The following is a 17,430-nucleotide window of genomic DNA, read 5'->3' as shown; positions in this document are numbered from 1 at the left end:
CCGATGGCCCCGCACCACAAGTCGAACGAACAGGTCGAGGGCGACCCCGACACCGGGCACAGCCGCGGCATGCCCCGTCGCCCGGACGAGGACGAACTGGAAGAGCGCCTGGAGGAGGACCGCGAGGAGGTCGGCCTTCCCCCGGACGGCGAGCGGCAGGCCGACTAGGCCCTGTCGGGCCTAGGCCCCGGTGGTGTCCTGCCGACCGAACCGGATCGCAGGACACCTCCTGGTCCGCCCGGAGCACGGCTCACGCCACCGGCACGTCCGCGTCAGACTACCGGGACCGGGCTCAGCCGCTCGTCCCCCGTGTACACGTTCATCGAGGACCCGCGCAGGAAGCCGACCAGGGTCAGCCCGCTCTCCGCCGCCAGGTCCACCGCCAGCGAGGACGGCGCCGAGACCGCGGCGAGCAGCGGGATCCCGGCCATCACCGCCTTCTGCACCAGCTCGAACGAGGCGCGGCCGCTCACCATCAGGACCGACTCGCGCAGCGGCAGGAGTCCCTCGCGCAGCGCGTGGCCGACCACCTTGTCGACGGCGTTGTGCCGGCCGACGTCCTCCCGCAGGCACACCAGCTCGCCCTCGGCGGTGAACAGCCCGGCGGCGTGCAGCCCGCCCGTGGTGTCGAAGACCCGCTGGGCGGCCCGCAGCCGGTCCGGCAGGGCCGCGAGGACGTCCGTCCCGATCCGCAGCGGGTCCTCGGCGACCGACCAGGCGGCCGTCGTGCGCACCGCGTCCAGGCTCGCCTTGCCGCACAGACCGCACGACGAGGTCGTGTAGAAGTTCCGCTCCAGGGACGCGTCGGGGGCGGCGACGCCGGGCGCCAGACCGACGTCGACCACGTTGTACGTGTTGCCGCCGTCGGCCGTGGCCCCCGCGCAGTAGCGGATACCGGCCACGTCCTCGGCGGAGTGCACCACCCCCTCGCTGACCAGGAAGCCGACCGCGAGGTCGAAGTCGTCACCCGGGGTCCGCATGGTCACCGTCAGCGGGCGCCCGCCGACCCTGATCTCCATCGGCTCCTCGGCGGCCAGGGTGTCCGGGCGGTAGGAGGCGTCCCCCTCGCGCACGCGCAGGACGCGCCGCCGTACGGTCACTCGTCCCATGGTTCGTTCCTCTCCTCGGAGCGCCGCTCCGACGGTGCTCGATGTGTGGCCCGGCCGTCCGGTCGTCCGGTCGTGCCTGTTCGGGGGCTGTCCACGACTCTGTCACGGGGACGGCGCCGGCATCTCCCCGGGCGACCGTTCGAGGCGGACGACTCCCTTCAAGGTCGGAGGCAGTCGCTGATGCCGGCGACGCCGGCCGGCGGCACCAGGACGGTTCTGCACTCCGTCGACGTACGGACGACGCCGCCGCGGGCGCGCTCCGGCCGGCGGAGATCGATCCCACCGAACTCACCGGGGCGGAGCGCCGCGGCCATCTCCTCCTGGAGCGGCTCGCCCGAGGGCGATGAGGAAGGGTCAACCGGTCGGCTCGATCGTCACCTTGACGTGCTTCATGATCGGCTGGTCGCTCTGCGTGCTGTAGTCGACCAGCGCGCACAGCACGTTCATCTCGGGCATGTAGCCGGCCGCGCAGCCCCGGGGGATGTCGTACGGAACCGCCAGGTAGCCGCTGACGGACCGTCGGCTGCCGTCCTTCGCGGTGCTCGTGATGTCGACGGGTCCCATGTCGGCGATCCCGCGCTCCCGCATGTCGGCCCGGTTCATGAGGACGAGCGTGCGCAGGTTCTTGATGCCGCGGTAGCGGTCGTTGTCGGAGTAGATGGTGGTGTTCCACTGGTCGTGGGACCGCATGGTGCCGAGGACCAGGGTGCCCGGCTCGGGCACGACGTCGGGCAGCGGGGCGCTGGAGAACTCGGCGCGCCCGGACGGGGTGAGGAAGACCAGTTCGCGGGCCGGCTGCCTGATGCGGAAGCCGAGCGGGAGACGCACCCGCCGGTTGAAGTCCTCGAAGCCGTCCAGGGCCTTGGCCATGGTGTCCCGGATGCGGTCGTAGTCCTCGACGTACCACTCCCAGGGCGTCGCGCTGTCGGGCAGCGCGGCCCGCGCCATGCCGGCGATGATCGCCGGTTCGGACAGCAGGTGCGGTGAGGCGGGGCGCTTCATGCCGATCGACAGGTGCACCATGCTCATCGAGTCCTCGACGGAGGTGCTCTGGACGCCCCTGCGCTGATGGTCCTTCTCGGTGCGGCCGAGGCACGGCAGGATCAGTGCCCGCTTGCCGTGGACGAGGTGACTGCGGTTCAGCTTGGTGCTCACCTGGACGGTGAGGTCGCAGGTGCGCAGTGCCGCGTAGGTGAGCCGGGTGTCGGGGGCGGCGAGCGCGAAGTTGCCGCCCATGCCGACGAAGACCTTGATCTCGCCGCGCCGCATCGCCTCGATGGTGCGGACGGTGTCCAAGCCGTGCTCGCGCGGCGGATCGATCGCGCAGACCTCGGCGAGCCGGTCGAGGAACGCGTCGCCGGGGCGGTGGTCGATGCCGCAGGTGCGGTTGCCCTGGACGTTGCTGTGTCCGCGTACGGGGGACGGGCCGGCGCCCTCGCGTCCCAGGTTGCCGCGGAGCAGCAGCAGGTTGACGATCTCCCGGACGGTGTCGACGCCGTGCTCGTGCTGGGTGAGGCCCAGGCACCAGCTGACGATGGAGCGGTCGGCCTCGCCGTACACCCGTGCGGCCTTGAGGACGTCGGCGCGGCTCAGTCCGGACTGCCGCTCGATCTCCTCCCACGGTGTGGCCTCGCACAGCGCCCGGTACTCCTCGAAGCCGCTCGTGTGGCGGTCGACGAACTCCTGGTCGAGGGCCTTGGGGTCGGTCGTGGAGTGCTCCAGGATCGCCTTGGCCATGCCGCGGATCAGCGCCATGTCGCCGCCGATGCGCGGCTGGAGGTTCAGGGTGCTGGTCCTCGTCGTCCTGAAGAGGGCCATGTCCATGAAGTCGTGCGGCACGATGGTCCGGGTGGCGGCGGCCTCGACGAGCGGGTTGACGTGCACGATCTGCGCGCCGCGGTGATGGGCCTCGGCGAGCGCGGTCAGCATCCGGGGCGCGTTCGAGGCGGCGTTCACCCCGAAGATGAACAGCGCGTCGGCGGACTCCCAGTCCTTGAGGTCGACGGTGCCCTTGCCCGTGCCCAGGGAGGCCTGGAGGGCGCGGCCGCTGGCCTCGTGACACATGTTGGAGCAGTCGGGCAGGTTGTTGGTGCCCAGCTCGCGGGCCATCAGCTGGTAGAGGAAGGTCGCCTCGTTGCCGAGCCGTCCCGAGGTGTAGAAGGACGCCTGGTCGGGGGTGTCGAGGTCGCGCAGGGCACGGCCGACCAGCTCGAACGCGTCCTTCCAGGTGATCGGGACGTAATGGTCCGACTCCGGGTCGTAGACCATCGGCTCGGTCAGCCGGCCCTGGGTCTCCAGGTCGTAGTCGCTCCACTCGGCGAGCTCGGACACCGAGTGCGCGGCGAAGAACTCGCTGCCGACGCGCTTGCGGGTCATCTCCCAGGTGACGTGCTTGATGCCGTTCTCGCAGATGTCCAGGTGCAGGCCCTTGGTGTCGTCGGGCCACGCGCAGCCGGGGCAGTCGAAGCCGGTGTTCTCGTGGTTCATCCGCATGATCGCGCGCGGGCCGTCGACGAGGGCACCCTCGCGGACGAGGAAGCCGGTCACGCTCTTGGCCGCGCCCCAGCCCGCCGCGGGGTGGTGGTAGGGGTGGAACTCCGGGTCGCCCTCGGGGGTGGGCCCCACCCGGGCCGGCACGGGCTTCGGGGCGCCGGGCGCCGGGGATTCCTGCGCGTCCTGGTCGGTGCTCACGGCCGTTCACCCTCTCACCTGCGGATACTCGGGGCACTGTGGAACGGGAGCCGCCCCTTCGGGCAGGCTATGCCCGCCGTTTCGGGGGTGCCACTCGGCCCCGGAGGGGCCGTACGGGCTGCGTACCGGATCATGGGCGCCTACGCTGACGCTGTCCTTTTGATTCCTTTCGTGTCTCATTGTCTTGCCTCTCGGCGGGAGTCCCATGGTCGTCGTACAACCCGTCGTCGCCCCGCCCTCCCAGGCGGCCGTGTTCCTCGTGGCCACCGTCAACCCCGGGGGCGAGGACACGGTGCGGGAGGCACTCCAGGACCTGTCGGGCCTCGCCCGGTCGGTGTCCTTCCGCTACCCCGACTCCGGCCTCACCTGTGTCGCCGGGATCGGCTCCGAGGGCTGGGACCGGCTCGTCGGCGGGCCGCGCCCCCGCGAGCTCCACCCCTTCCCGGCCCTCAGAGGCCCTCGCCACCGGGCCCCGGCCACCCCGGGAGACCTGCTGTTCCACCTGCGTGCCCGGCGCATGGACCTCTGCTTCGAACTCGCCCGACTGATCATGGAGAGCCTGGGCACCACCGTGACCGTCGTCGACGAGGTGCACGGTTTCTCGTTCTTCGACGAACGCGACCTCCTCGGCTTCGTCGACGGCAGCGAGAACCCGCGCGGCCAGACTGCGGCCGCGGCGGTCCACATCGGCGACGAGGACCCCGACTTCCGCGGCGGCAGCTACGTCGTCGTGCAGAAGTACCTGCACGAGATGCCGGCCTGGGACGCGCTCACCGTCGAACAGCAGGAGCACGTCATCGGACGCGGGAAGGCGTCCAACGTGGAGATGCCCGACGACGTCAAACCGCCGAACTCGCACGTCGCGCTGAACACCATCGTCGACGAGGACGGTGTCACCCGGCAGATCTTCCGCGCCAACATGCCGTTCGGCCGGATCGGCGGCGGCGAGTTCGGCACCTACTTCATCGGCTACGCGCGCACCCCCGCCGTCACCGAGCTGATGCTGCGCAACATGTTCCTCGGAGACCCGCCGGGCAACACGGACCGCATCCTCGACTTCTCCCGTGCCGTGACCGGCGGCCTCTTCTTCGTGCCGAGCGCCGACCTCCTCGACGACCTGCCCGCCGCGCCGCCGGACGCCGCCGTCCGCCAGGGAGACTCCCTGGGCATCGGCGGCCTGAAAGGAGCCTGACTCCCCATGACGACCCCCGACGCCACGACCCCCGGCCTCACGAGCGACCCGTACCACGGCCCCGACACGAACAACCTGCACCGCGAACTCGCCCCGATCACCCCGGCGGCCTGGGCCGAGATCGAGGAGGAGGCGCGCCGCACCTTCCGCCGCAACGTCGCGGGCCGTCGCGTCGTCGACGTCCCCGACCCCGGAGGTCCGGACCTCGCCGCCGTCGGCACCGGGCACCTCGGCGACCTGGGCTCGCCCGCCCCCGGCGTCACCGCACGGCTGCGCGAGGCGAAACCGCTGTTCGAACTCAGGGTGCCCTTCACCGTCGACCGGGCCGCCGTCGACGACGTCGAGCGCGGCTCCAAGGACTCCGACTGGCAGCCCGTCAAGGACGCGGCGCGCGCGATGGCGTTCGTCGAGGACCGCACGATCTTCGACGGGTACGGGGCGGCCGGTGTCGAAGGCCTGCGCGTCAGGTCCTCCAACCCGGTCGTCCAGCTCCCCAGCGAAGCGCGCGACTACCCCGACGCCGTCAGCCGGGCCCTGACCGCCCTGCGCCTCGCAGGCGTCGACGGCCCCTACGCGCTGCTCCTCGGCGCCGAGGAGTACCGGGCGGTCAGCGAGACCTCCGACCACGGCTACCCGATCGCGGCCCACCTCGGCCGCATGCTCGACGGCTCGCCGATCTGGGCGCCGGCCCTCAGCGGCGGCTTCGTCCTGTCCACCCGGGGCGGCGACTTCGAGCTGATCCTCGGCCAGGACCTGGCGATCGGCTACACGGGCCACGACGCCGAAAGCGTGCACCTGTACTTCCAGGAGACGCTCACCTTCCGTACGTACACCGACGAGGCCGTGATCGTCCTGAAGGCGCCGGGCGTCTAGGAGTGTCCGGCCCCCTGATCCGCCGGACAGGCCCCAGGGTCCGGAGGCCCGAGAGCCGGGAGGCCCGAGAGCCGGGAGGCCCGACGCCATGAAGAGTCCGCTGCTGCTCTCCGCCGTACCCCGGCTCGCCGTCTCGGCGCTGGTCGCGGTGGCGGGCGGGGCCGTCGTCGGCGCCGCCACCCACGCGCCGCTGGGCGTCCTCTCCGCGATCGCCCTGGGGGAGACCCTCTTCGTCGTCGCCGGTTGGGTCACGCTGTGGCCGATGGACGCCACCACCACCCATCGCAACGCACGCCGCGAGGAGTTCCGGCCCGTCATGGAGGAACTGGCCGTCGTCGGGACGGCGGTGGGCGGACTCGTCGGCATCGTCGTCCTGCTGCTGGTCGGCAAGTCCGACCTGAGCCACGCCGCCGCGGCGACCGCGCTCGCCGGGGTGTTCATGGCCTGGGCGGCGCTGCACCTGATGTACGCGACCCGGTACGCGTCCCTCTACTACGGGAAGCCCGGTGGCGGGATCGACTTCAACTCCCCGGAACCGCCCCGCTACAGCGACTTCCTCTACTTCAGCTACAACCTCGGCATGACCTACCAGGTCTCCGACACCGATGTCTCCAGCACGACGATCCGCGCGATCGCGCTACGTCACTGCCTGCTGTCGTACGTCTTCGGCGTGAGTATCCTGGCCACCACCATCAACCTCGTCACGGGCATCGTCACGGGCTGAGGCAGTTCCGCACGGAGACTCCGCCCCCTGGAGACCTCATGACCACGGCCGTCGTCGTCGGTGCCGGGCCCAACGGGCTCGCCGCCGCCGCCCTGCTCGCGCGCGAAGGCATCGAGGTCACCGTCCTGGAGGGCGCCGAGGAGATCGGCGGCGGCACCCGCAGCTTCGAGGCGATCCTGCCCGGTCTGCTGCACGACCACTGCTCCGCCATCCACCCGATGGCCGTCACCTCGCCCGCCCTCCGCTCGCTCGGCCTGGAGCGCCACGGGCTGCGCTGGCGGCAGCCCGAGATCGACTGCGTCCACCCCCTCGACGACGGCACGGCGGGTGTCCTGTTCCGGTCCGTGACGGAGACCGCCGCCGGGCTCGGCGTCGACGGCGCCCGCTACCGGGCCCTGCTGGAGCCCTCCGTTCGACGGTGGGACGCGCTCGCCGACGACGTCATGGGCCCGCTGCTCCGGATCCCCGCTCATCCGCTGGCGCTCGCCCGCTTCGGTCTGCCGACCGTCCTGCCCGCATCGGCCCTCGCCCGGCTCTTCCGTACGCCGCGGGCCCGGGCGCTGTGGGCCGGAGTCGCGGCCCACTCCTTCCGGCCGCTCACCGACCCGTTCAGCTCGGCCATCGGGCTCGGCATCCTCACCGCGGGACACGCCGCCGGATGGGCCGTCGCCGAGGGCGGCTCGCACTCCATCACGCGCGCCATGGCCGCCGTCCTCGCCGAGCACGGCGGCGTGATCCACACCGGTGTACGGATCACCGACCCCGGGCAGCTCCCGCCCGCCGACGTGACCCTGCTCGACCTGGACCCCGGCCAGGTCGCACGCCTCTACGGCGACCGGCTGCCGGCCCGGGCGGCAGCCGCGTACCGGCGCTTCCGGCGCGGCCCCGGCGCCTTCAAGGTCGATCTCGCCGTCGAGGGCGGGGTGCCCTGGGCGGACGAACGGGCCCGGCGCGCCGGCACCGTGCACCTCGGTGGCCCGCTCGCCGAAGTGGCCTTCACCGAGGAGGAGGTGACGGAGGGTCGGATGCCCGAGCGGCCCTTCGTGCTCGTCGGACAGCAGTACCTCGCCGACCCCTCCCGGTCCGTCGGCGACGTCCACCCCGTCTGGGCGTACGCCCATGTCCCGTACGGCTACGAGGGCGACGCGACGGAGGCCGTCCTGCGCCAGCTGGAACGCTTCGCGCCCGGCGTCCGTGAACGCGTCCTGGGACACCACCTCACCCGCCCGGCCGACTTCGCCGCCGCCAACCCGAACTTCTCCGGCGGGGACATCCTCACCGGAGCCAAGACCGTCCCCCAACTCCTCCTGGGCGCACGCCCCGCGCTCGACCCGTACGCCACCGGACTGCCCGGGGTGTTCCTCTGCTCGGCCGCCACCCCGCCAGGCCCCGGCGCCCACGGCATGTGCGGCGCGGGAGCGGCGGCGTCGGCGCTGCGCCACCTCGGGGCACGGGCCACGTGGCGCGGCGGGCGGCCGGCCGGCTAGTCGCCGAGGGACAGCACGACCGCGGAGGCCGGCCCTTCGGGCGTCACGTACGTGACGGTGTCGCCCGCGCGACGGCCGAGCAGGGCTCCGCCGAGGGGGCTGTCGGCGGTGACCATCGTCCGGTCGAGCACCGCGGCGACCTCGCCGATCTGGACCGTCGACTCCGTGCCGTCCTCGAACCGCACGGTCACGGTGCTGCCCACGCCGACCTCGTCGGTGGGCGGCGCGCCCGCGGCGTCCGCCTCGCGCAGGCGTCCTTCGACGCCGTCGATGCGGCGGTCGAGCCGGTCGAGTTCCGTGGCGCGCTCCAGTTCGTCGGCCTGGTCGGCCCGATCGCCCGTCTGATCGCCGCCTCCGTCCCCCAGCGTGACGGCGACGGCCTCGCGTTCGGTGCGGAGGTCGTCGAGCTCCCGCTCCAGTGCCTCGCGGGCGACGGCGCTGACGGGCTCGGGTCCACCGGTCATTCCTGCTCCCGTGGTGCGGCGGCACGGTGACGTGTCGCGGGTGGTCAGCCCTTGCTGGGGCTCGGACTGGTCGGAGCCGCCGCCGTGACCGGGATGTCGAAGACGTGGTCCGGGGTCACGATGCGGGTGATGGCCTGGCCGAAGAGGGTGCTGGGCTCGTTGCCGTCGTGCAGCATGTCCGTGTTGAGCAGCACGACCAGGGTGGCCCGCGGTTCCGGCAGGTAGATCGTCAGCGACTCGTACCCGGGCAGGGAGCCGTTGTGGCCGATCCAGCCCTGGACGTTGAAGATGCCCAGCCCGTATCCCGCGCCGGGGATGTCCGTCGGATAGACCTTGAGGCGCTCGGCCTGGGTCTCCGGAGTGAGCAGCGTGCCGGTGGCGACCACCCGCGCCCAGGTGCGCAGGTCCTGGAGGTTCGAGATCATCGCGCCGGCCGCCCAGCCCCAGGAGGGGTTCCAGTTCGTGGCGTCCTCGACCTGCCCCGAGGCGGTCTGGACGGTGTAGCCGTGGGCGTGCGGCTCCGGGAACGCGGCGTCGGTCGGGAAGACGGTGCGGTCGAGGCCCGCCGGGTCGAGCACGTTCTTCTGGATGAACTCGTGCAGCGGCGTGCCGCTGACCTTCTCCACGACGAGTCCGAGCAGGATCAGGTTGGTGTTGCAGTAGGCGAACTCCGCCCCGGGCTGGAACTGGATCGGGTGCTTGAACGCGTAGCCGAGCAACTCCTGCGGCGTGAAAGGCCGGTCCGGGTTCGAGGTGAACGCCTTGTAGAATCCCTCGTCCGCCGAGTAGTTGAAGAGCCCGCTGCGCATGGACGCGAGGTTGCGCAGGGTGATCCTGTCGCCGTTCGGGACGCCGTCGACGTACTTCGAGATCGGGTCGTCGATGCTCAGCCTGCCCTGGTCGGCGAGTTGGAGCAGCGCGGTGACCGTGAACGTCTTGGTCTCGCTGCCGATCCGCATGTACAGGTCGGGCCGCATCGGCTGCCCGGTGGCCTTGTCGGCGACGCCGAAGGAGCGGATGTACGTGCCCTTGCCGGGCGCCGAGAGGCCGACCGTGACACCGGGGACGCCGGCCTCCTTCATGACGTCCTGGATCGCCTTGTCCAGGCGTTCGGTGACGGCCGGGGTGAGTTCGGGGAAGTCGCCCTGCGCCGAAGCCGCCGCGGGGACCGAGTAGGGCCCGGGAACCGGTGGTTGGGCCGCCGCCGTGTAAGGGGCGGGGGCGGGCGGTTCGGCGGCGAGGGCGGTGCCCGCGCCCAGCGGGGCGGCGAAGATTCCGAGAGCCGCGATTCCCGCGCAGACGCGCCTGCGGCATGTGCGTGAGTACCTCACGGCGGCCTCCTGCCGACCGGGGACAACACTCCACTCCCAGGCTAGGCCGGGGCGCCCGGCCTCGCACGGCGGCTCCGCCGCGTGGTCTGTTACGTTGCCGGTGGCCGGGCCACGGAGGAGGCGGCCCGGACCCGCGAACGAGAGGGAGACCCGCACGATGGCCGTCATCCACCAGACCACCATGCAGCCCACCAAGCTGGAACTGCTCGCCGAGTGGCTTCCCACCCGGGAGTGGCACGCGGGCGGGGAGGCGCGACCGGAGCGGGTCGGCGGATTCCGGCTCGACGACCCGGCGGGCGAGGTCGGCATCGAGTTCATGGCGGTGACCGACGGCGAGGGCGACGGGGCCACCACCCACCTGGTCCCCCTGACGTACCGCGGAGAGCCGCTGGACGGCGCCGAGCACGCCCTCGTGGGCACGTCCGAGCACGGCGTCCTCGGCAAGCGCTGGATCTACGACGGCACCCACGACCCGGTGCTCGTCGGCCAGTTGTACGCGCTGCTCACCGGCCGCGCGCAGGCGCAGGCCCAGTCCCTGACCGACGTCCCGGACCTCACCGTCGCCGTCTCGCCGGTCACGGTGGAGGGCGCGGCGGGCACGGGGGAGGCGGAGCTCGTACGGGTCGTGGACGGCCCGGACCACACGGACGTGGTGCTGCGCATCCCCGACGCGCCCGCCCCGCTGACCCTGCGCGTACGGCGGGTCCTCGACGCCGGCACGGACCTGGACCCGGGCGTCGACGGCGGCGTGACCGCCGAGTGGCGGCTCCCCGACGGAACCGCCGCCCGGGGCGTGTTCGCCGTCGCGGTCACCGGGCTCGGGTCCTAGGGATGCCGTGCCCATCAGGCCGGGCTCCCGGCGTGCTCGACACGTCCTCGCCTAGGCCCTGTCGTCAAACTCCCGTCTGCCCCGCGACGCCACGCACGCGCTCTCGCCGCACCGGGCACAAGCCCGAGTACGTCCAGTACGAGGACTTGCGCCCGGCACGCCGAGAGCACGCACCTGACGCCGCGGGGCCGCCCTTCGGGCGACGACGGGAGTTTGACGACAGGGCCTAGACCCAGTTGACCTCCGCCGCGGTCAGCAGCGGGTCGTCCACCAGCTCCCAGAGCGGGACCGCGAAGTTGCCCGTGCCGTAGCGGCCGCCGAAGTGGAGGCCGAGGACGCGGTGGTCGGTGAGGTCGAGGACCGGGGAGCCGCTGTTGCCGCCGAGGGTCGAGCAGTCGTGCTTCAGGACCAGGCCGCCCGGGGTGAACTCGGTGGCCGCGCCCGGCTGGAGCCGCTTCACGTTGTAGACGTCCATGAAGATCCGGCGCATCGACTCAGGCTCGTTGCGCCGGCCGTCCCAGGCCGGGTAGCCGACCACGTACACCTGGCGGCCCGGGACGCTCGCCGGGGCGTCCGCGGCGACCGCGAGCGGGGTGGGCAGGGCGCCGTCCGCCGAGGGTTCGATCCGCAGCAGCGCCATGTCGACGTCCGGGTGGATGCCGATGATCTCCGTGATCTCGTACGGCACCGAGGCCCCGGGCGGCTCACCCGCGAGCGGCAGCTCCTCCGCCGGGTCGACCCGCGCCGACATCCCGTAGTCGAAGGTCCACCGGCCGTCGCCGTTCGCCGACCGGGCGAACTCCGCCGCCACATGACGGTTCGTCATCACCGCGCGCGGCCCGACGAGGAACGCCGTGCCGATCCAGTCCAGACGCGGATGCCCGGACACCTCCACCCGGCCGACCCGGGCCAGGGACTCGCGGATCGCGGGCCGTTGGCCGTCGAGGACCGCCCACTCGTCGGGCTGTGGCGCGAAGTCCTGGCGCTGCACCAGGATCGCCGGGCGTCCCTCCATGAGCACGATCGCCTCCACGCCGAAGGACTCGTCGCCGTCGAGCTCGTCCTCCCGGTGGGTGGCCAGCTTCTCGAGACCGCTGACCCCGGCCTCCAGGACGCGCGCCCGCTCCTCGCGGGCGAAGCGGGAGATCTCGGAGGCCGGCGCCACGTCGGCGGGGAGCTCGTAGGCGGACTCGGTGATCTCCGCCTCCAGTCGGCCGCGCACCCGCGCGGCGACCTCCTGCAGATCCCCGAAGATCTGCTCGGTGGCGGTCGCGACCGGCGACCCGCCTGGTGATCCGTTCGGCATGGTCCACTCACCTCGGCTTCCCGTTCCCGTTCGTCCCGTTCCCGTTCGTCCTGGTCGTCCCGTTCGCCGGGTGCCCCGGAGCCGGCCTGCCCGACTGGGCCGCCATGATCTCCTCGTACAACTCCGGCGTGAACTCCTGGAGATGGGCGAGGATGCCGCTCATCTGGGTGCCGACGTTCACGAACCGCGTCCTGGCGCCCTGGAACTCGACCTCGTCCACCTTCCGCGTCCCCCGGTGCAGCCCCACCACCGTCCAGTCGTCGAGGCAGACCGGGGAGCCGGAGGAGCCGCCGCGGGTGTCGGTGAAGTACAGGATGTCGTGCTCGTCGGCCCGGTAGACCAGGTTGTTGCGCAGCGCGACCCGCTTCGGCAGCCCGCCCGGATGCTGGATGATGTTGACCGGGACGCGCTGCCGCTCGCGCACGAGCAACGGCCGGGTGGCGACCCGGAGCGTGGGGCGGCGCTCCTGGTCGGCGGTGAGCCGGACGATGGCGTAGTCCAGGCCCGCGTCCCAGGCGGCGAGTTCACCGGCCGTGGCCTCCGGGGCGACCGCCCCGTTCTCGACGAAGTCGAAGCGGGAGCGGGACATGAGCGCCTGGAGACGCAGGTCCTCGTCGCTCACGTAGGGACGGACGCCCGGCTCGGCCGAACGGGCCATCACCACATGGTGGTTGGTGATCAGCAGGTCGGGGGCGATCATCCATCCCGTGCCGCCGTGCGGATAGGACGGCAGCAGCGGCGCGCCCGACTCGTACGGGGGGATGCGCAGGAGTGCGACGGAGGCTCCGGCCCGGATCCCGCCGTGCAGGAACTCGTACGGCACGGTGTCGTCCTGGAGGACGATCTCCTCCTTCATCTCCCCGGGCAGCATCTCCGCCGGCAGGTCCGCCTCGCCGGTGTTCGCGCGGGCGACGGTGTCGAGAGCGCCCTGGAGGACGGCGCGGGGGCCGGGTTCACGGGTCTGCTCGATGGCGTTGTGCAGCCAGATCTCCAGCGGCACCAGGCCGTCGATGAGCCGCTCGACCTGGTTCATCGCGTTCAGGTCGGCGTGGATCTGTTCCCGGGCGTCGCCCAGGGGCCCGAGCGTGGCCGTGAAGTAGCCGGGAATGCCCTTGAGGAGGGTCGAGCGGACGGCCCGGTCCGCGAGCCCGGCCTCCATGGCGGCATTGCGGACCCGGACGAGCTCCTGCTGGTGGAGGAAGGGTTCCTTGCGGAGCGCGGCCCCGGCGGCGGTCGGCGGCGGGCGCGTCCACAGCCCCTTGCCGCCATGACGGGGGCGCGGGCCGGCCCAGGGCTCCGACGGGATTCCGGCGGGGGCGCCGTCGCCCGAGGAACCGCCCTCCGGTACGCCTCCGGCCTGGTCCTCCGGCGCCGCCCCGTCCACGTGCGGACCCGCGTCCATCGCGGAGGCGACTCCGAGCAACAGGGCCCCGCTGTCGTCCCGGAGCGTGAGCGCCTGCCGGGCGACACTGTCCAGGGTGCCCCGCCGCCGCGCCTCCCGCAGGTCCCACTCGATCCGCTCGCGGTCGAGCCGCTCCACGTCGTCCGGATACACGGCGGCCCGTCCGGCCGCCGTCTCCAGGATGCGGGTCAGCGGCCACCGCAGCCCGGGCTCGTCGGCGAGGGTGGTGTCGATCCAGTGCGCGAGCTCGGTGACCACCGCTTCCTGGTCCGCCGGAAGCCCCACCAGCCGCAGGGTGTGCTCCAGGAGCCGGGGGTCCTCCGGGCAGGCCGTGGCCGCCGCCGTACGGGCCAGCGACGGCTGCCGGGCCAGGTCGGCGTCGGGCATCCCGCGCAGCGTGCGGGCCAGCCGCTCCCGGGCCGGGACCGCGTCGGTCTCGGTGAGGTCGGCGAGGTCGGCGAGCCGCGACCGGGCGACGAGGATGCCCAGGGACTCGAAGCGCAGCCCCAGACCCGCCGCGATCTCCTCGGCCTCCTGGAGGTCGCGGTCCGCGTCGGCGAAGTCGCCCGTGTCCTGGGCGAGCCTCGCCGACAGCTGGAGCAGTTCGAGCTGGGTCTCCGCGCAGCCGGCCTCCTCGGCCCGGTCCGCGTCCCGCTCCGCGCTCTCGCGCGCCTCGGCCGTCCGTCCGGAGCGGGCGAGGGTCTCGGCGAGCAGCGCGTGCAGCCGGCTGCACGGCGTCCACGGGCGCCGTTCGGCGAGCCGCTGCGCCGCGGCCTCCACGTACCCCTGGGTGAGCAGGTCCTCGACCTCCCGCGCGGCGATCCGCTCCCAGTCCTCCTGGTCGGCGTCGGTCATGATCTGGTCGGGTACGTGGCCGCCGATCCTGCCGAGGAGGAAGGCGGCCGAGCGGTGCGGCATCTCCAGGTGCGTCGAACCGCCCAGGTAGACGGCGACGCCCGGATCCCAGCGTTCCTCCACCGTGCGGGGGTTCTCACCGAGCCGGAGCCGGTGGTAGATCTCCTCGGCGCGGTTCCTGGCCCCCTCGCGGGCCGCGTAGAAGGCGACCGCGCTGCGGTCCACGGCCCGCATCAGATCGGTCCGCGCACTGTCCGAGAGGCGCAGCATGATGGCCCGGAGATCGGCCCGGTGCCGGATGGCGTCGGGACCGGCCGACTCCATCAGGTCGACGCGCGAGGTGAGCAGTCCGTAGAGCCGGCGGGCCTCCGAGGCGGTCTCCACCTCCAGTCCCGCCGGACCGGCGAGGACCTCCCGGACGAGGTCGGGGGTGATGAAGCGGAGCGCGAGTCCCGCCTGGACGAGGGCCCGGACGTCCTCCTCCGTGATGTGCTTGAGGATGCGGTCGTACAACGTGCCCTGGATGAGCATCTGGTCGACCTGACGGTCGAAGTAGCGGCGCCGGGATGGGAGTCCGCGCAGCAGTCCACCGATCGCGGGGGAGTCGTTGCCCACGGTGACCGCCGTACGGGCCGCCAGCTTGAGGCTCAGCGGATGGCCGCCGATCCGCTCCGCGAGGTCCTCTGCGAGCGCCTCGTCGGCGACTCCCGAGGACATGAGGAGGTCCACGGAGGCCTGGTGGTCGAGCTCGGTGAGCTCCATCGTGCGCGGAGTGAGCACCCGGGCCGGATGGTCGAACGGCGCGCGCCCGGAGACGACGTACCGGAGGCGGGAGTAGTCCGCCCGCAGCGCCGCCCAGATGGCCCACATCCGGGAGATCAGCGGTGAGCCCCGGTACTGGGCCTCCTCGGCGGAGTCGAGCACGACGACGAACGGCGGCGCCGTCCCGCCGGGCGCCGGCCGGACGGCCTCTGCGACCAGGGACGCGATCCGGCGCGCGAGCTCCTGCTCCTGGGCGCTGGCACGCGCGTGGAAGTCGGCCGAGTAGTCGCGGGCGAGAGTCGCCCGGGTGCCGGCCAGCTGATGGAGTTCGTCGAGCTCGTTGCGTTCCCCGCGGTGGGCCGCCGCCGTCCGCTCGCATTCGTCGGCGAGCGTCTCGAAGCCGACGCGCAGGGCGGGATACTGGACCGCCAGCTGCCGGGCCATCTCCGCGATCAGGGTGGCGGGTTCGTGGACGGAGAGCGTGGGACGCGCGAAGTCGATGTAGGCGAAGGGGAATCCGGTCGGCGAGGCGGCCAGCGCGTCGACGAGGAACTTGGCGAGCAGGGTGCTCTTGCCGATGCCGCCGATGCCGTGCAGCAGCACCGGGGGCTCGGCCGGCTCCTCGGGCAGCGCGATGTAGGCCCGCAGCGCGTCGAGTTCGGCGCTGCGCCCGTGGAAGGTGCCCCGGATCAGCCGGCGCATCGGCTGGAGCAGCCGGCCCGTCTCGAGCCGGTGCTGGACCTCGTCGACGGGGGGCAGCCCGGTCACCCCGGGCACCCGGCTCAGCCAGAGCACGGCCTGAAGGGTGTGGGACAGCTCCTCGACGTCGTCGCCGGGGGCCTGCGCCTGGGCCGGGGGGTCCGGGTCCGCGGGCGGCAGGACCGTCCCGGCGCCGGTCAGGAGGGCGAGGGCGGTGCGCTCGGGTCCTGGACCCTCGGGGCGCAGGCCGATGTTGGTCCGCAGGGCGTCCAGCGCGGCTGCGGGGCCCGCGAGGTCCGCGAGGGCCGCCTCGCGGACCTCGGGCTTCAGCGTCCAGACCGTGGCCCCGGGGGAGGGCAGCGCGGTGCAGTCGTCGACGAGCTCCAGGACGGCCCTTCCGGTGGACCGCTCCTCGCCGGGGAGGCGGAGCAGGGCCGGGTCGAACTCCTGCAGCAGGCAGGCGGCTTCGCGGTAGGAGCGGCGGGGATCGGGCAGGGCGGCCGCGGGAGCGGCGAGGCTCGCGCGCAGGGCGTCGCGCAGGAGGTGGGCGGCTCCGTCGGACCGTGGTGTCGTCGGGGGCAGCGTCCGGTGGAGTCGTACGACGTCCTCCACCGCCGTGCACAGCCGGCGCATGTAACTGTCGCCGTTCGAAGGGGCTTCCACGGCCCGCAGCACCTCGGCCACGGCCGTCTCCGTCAGCGCCTGGACGGTGTCCTCCTGCCCCGGGGAGGCCGTGTCGGCGAAGAACTCCTCGAAGAAGGCGCGGAGATCGCCCTCGTCGGCGAGGCGGGTGGTGTCCCGGCACTCGTTCTTGCGTATCTCGTAGGGGAGTTGGCGCATCGTCGTGGCGTAGCCGAGCAGCACCAGACGGGGCACGCTGTCGGTGCGCACCGGGGTGTGCTCGTAGATGGCCCGCGCCAGGACGCCGATGGCGTCCCACACGTCCGAGTGCGGGTCGAGCCGGTCGCAGTCGTCGAGGACCAGCCAGAGGCGGCCCTCGGCGGCGCTGGCGCGGGCGACGATCCGGTGCGCCGCGTCCTCGAAGCACGGCAGTGGATCGTTCAACCGTGTGGGGTTCAACGGGAATCCCTCGGCCTCCGGCCCCGCGACGAACGCCGCCAGCCGCTCCATCAGCCCTGCCGCCGTCGACGTGCGGGACAGGGTCACCCGTACCGGACGGAAGTCCTCGTGCTGGCCGAGATGACGGATGAACTCGTACGTGTAGGAGCGGCCGCTGTCCGGGGGGCCGTCGACGATCAGCACCGTCTGCTCCGGGTCGGCCAGGAAGCCCCGCAGCTTCTCGCGCAGCTCGGACCGGTCGAGGAACACCGCCGTTCCGTGCTTCAGGAGGTGGCTGTGGAAGGGGTCGCGCGGCGAGCGCCGCAGGCTCTCGTCCTCCCGCAGCCGGGTGAGCAGGTTCCGGGCCTCGGCGCCCTGCTCGTAGGCGTGCGGGGCGTCGATGGCCGCCAGCGCCTCGAGGCCGGTGAGGACGGTGAGCAGCCGGCGTTGGTGGGCGATGTCCTGGCGGGCGGCGGAGACCACCAGATGGGCGTTCCGGTCGGCCTGCGGGGTGAGCGGCAGGTCGTCGACGAAGTCGGCCGGGAGGCCGGAGCGCAACAGCTTCTCGCGTGGGTCGGGGGAGTCGAGGAGGTGATCCCGCACCCAGCTGGCGACGAGTCCCCACTCGGTCTCGGTGAGCGGCATTC

Annotated in this window: 12 protein-coding genes; 6 read left to right on the top strand and 6 right to left on the bottom strand. The window is 72.8% G+C overall.

Annotation, left to right across the window (positions count from 1 at the left end; genetic code table 11):
* Window positions 1–3 precede the first annotated feature (3 nt).
* The gene (locus tag ACIP84_RS05920; RefSeq protein ID WP_209497789.1) at window positions 4–168 is read left to right on the top strand and encodes a hypothetical protein; all 165 of its coding nucleotides are present in this window, start codon (window positions 4–6) and stop codon (window positions 166–168) included.
* Between the two features lie 104 nt (window positions 169–272).
* Here ACIP84_RS05920 and fdhD read toward each other — a convergent pair whose 3' ends face one another.
* Together fdhD and ACIP84_RS05910 are read right to left on the bottom strand one after the other, a co-directional pair.
* Complete coding sequence (gene fdhD, locus ACIP84_RS05915; protein ID WP_355961362.1) at window positions 273–1,109, bottom strand: formate dehydrogenase accessory sulfurtransferase FdhD; 837 nt, start codon at window positions 1,107–1,109, stop codon at window positions 273–275.
* A gap of 354 nt (window positions 1,110–1,463) precedes the next feature.
* Window positions 1,464–3,746 (bottom strand): FdhF/YdeP family oxidoreductase, encoded by a 2,283-nt coding sequence (locus tag ACIP84_RS05910; protein WP_401795692.1) that lies wholly within the window; start codon window positions 3,744–3,746, stop codon window positions 1,464–1,466.
* A gap of 259 nt (window positions 3,747–4,005) precedes the next feature.
* On the opposite strand from ACIP84_RS05910, the gene ACIP84_RS05905 reads away from it, so the two are divergent.
* The 4 genes from ACIP84_RS05905 (at window position 4,006) to ACIP84_RS05890 (ending at window position 8,076) form a co-directional block, all read left to right on the top strand.
* Window positions 4,006–4,992 carry a Dyp-type peroxidase gene (locus ACIP84_RS05905; protein ID WP_401794972.1) on the top strand — a complete coding sequence of 329 codons (987 nt, stop codon included), beginning with the start codon at window positions 4,006–4,008 and terminating at the stop codon, window positions 4,990–4,992.
* Between the two features lie 6 nt (window positions 4,993–4,998).
* On the top strand, window positions 4,999–5,865 hold the full coding sequence (locus ACIP84_RS05900) for a family 1 encapsulin nanocompartment shell protein (RefSeq protein ID WP_401794969.1): 867 nt from the start codon (window positions 4,999–5,001) through the stop codon (window positions 5,863–5,865).
* 88 nt (window positions 5,866–5,953) lie between these two features.
* Complete coding sequence (locus tag ACIP84_RS05895) at window positions 5,954–6,589, top strand: DUF1345 domain-containing protein (RefSeq protein ID WP_355961354.1); 636 nt, start codon at window positions 5,954–5,956, stop codon at window positions 6,587–6,589.
* 38 nt (window positions 6,590–6,627) lie between these two features.
* Complete coding sequence (locus tag ACIP84_RS05890; RefSeq protein WP_401794966.1) at window positions 6,628–8,076, top strand: phytoene desaturase family protein; 1,449 nt, start codon at window positions 6,628–6,630, stop codon at window positions 8,074–8,076.
* Here the strand turns inward: ACIP84_RS05890 and ACIP84_RS05885 are convergent.
* A complete protein-coding gene (locus ACIP84_RS05885; RefSeq protein ID WP_401794963.1) occupies window positions 8,073–8,540 on the bottom strand; it encodes a GreA/GreB family elongation factor in 468 nt (155 codons plus the stop codon). The two genes, ACIP84_RS05890 and ACIP84_RS05885, sit on opposite strands and share 4 nt — an antisense overlap.
* Window positions 8,541–8,584: 44 nt before the next feature.
* Complete coding sequence (locus tag ACIP84_RS05880) at window positions 8,585–9,871, bottom strand: serine hydrolase domain-containing protein (protein WP_401794960.1); 1,287 nt, start codon at window positions 9,869–9,871, stop codon at window positions 8,585–8,587.
* 157 nt (window positions 9,872–10,028) lie between these two features.
* Here ACIP84_RS05880 and ACIP84_RS05875 point away from each other — a divergent pair, with 157 nt between their 5' ends.
* Window positions 10,029–10,700 (top strand): 1,4-alpha-glucan branching protein, encoded by a 672-nt coding sequence (locus ACIP84_RS05875; protein WP_401794957.1) that lies wholly within the window; start codon window positions 10,029–10,031, stop codon window positions 10,698–10,700.
* 226 nt (window positions 10,701–10,926) lie between these two features.
* Here the strand turns inward: ACIP84_RS05875 and ACIP84_RS05870 are convergent, their stop codons facing one another.
* Entirely contained in the window at window positions 10,927–12,006 is a 1,080-nt protein-coding gene (locus ACIP84_RS05870) for a trypsin-like serine peptidase (RefSeq protein ID WP_401794954.1), read from the bottom strand.
* 7 nt (window positions 12,007–12,013) lie between these two features.
* Complete coding sequence (locus tag ACIP84_RS05865) at window positions 12,014–17,428, bottom strand: trypsin-like peptidase domain-containing protein (RefSeq protein ID WP_401794952.1); 5,415 nt, start codon at window positions 17,426–17,428, stop codon at window positions 12,014–12,016.
* Window positions 17,429–17,430: the final 2 nt, after the last annotated feature.

This window comes from Streptomyces sp. NPDC088707 (assembly GCF_044752725.1).
Taxonomy (GTDB): Bacteria; Actinomycetota; Actinomycetes; order Streptomycetales; family Streptomycetaceae; genus Streptomyces.
Note: the sequence above shows the minus strand (reverse complement) of the source record. Positions and strands in the feature narration are given on the sequence as shown.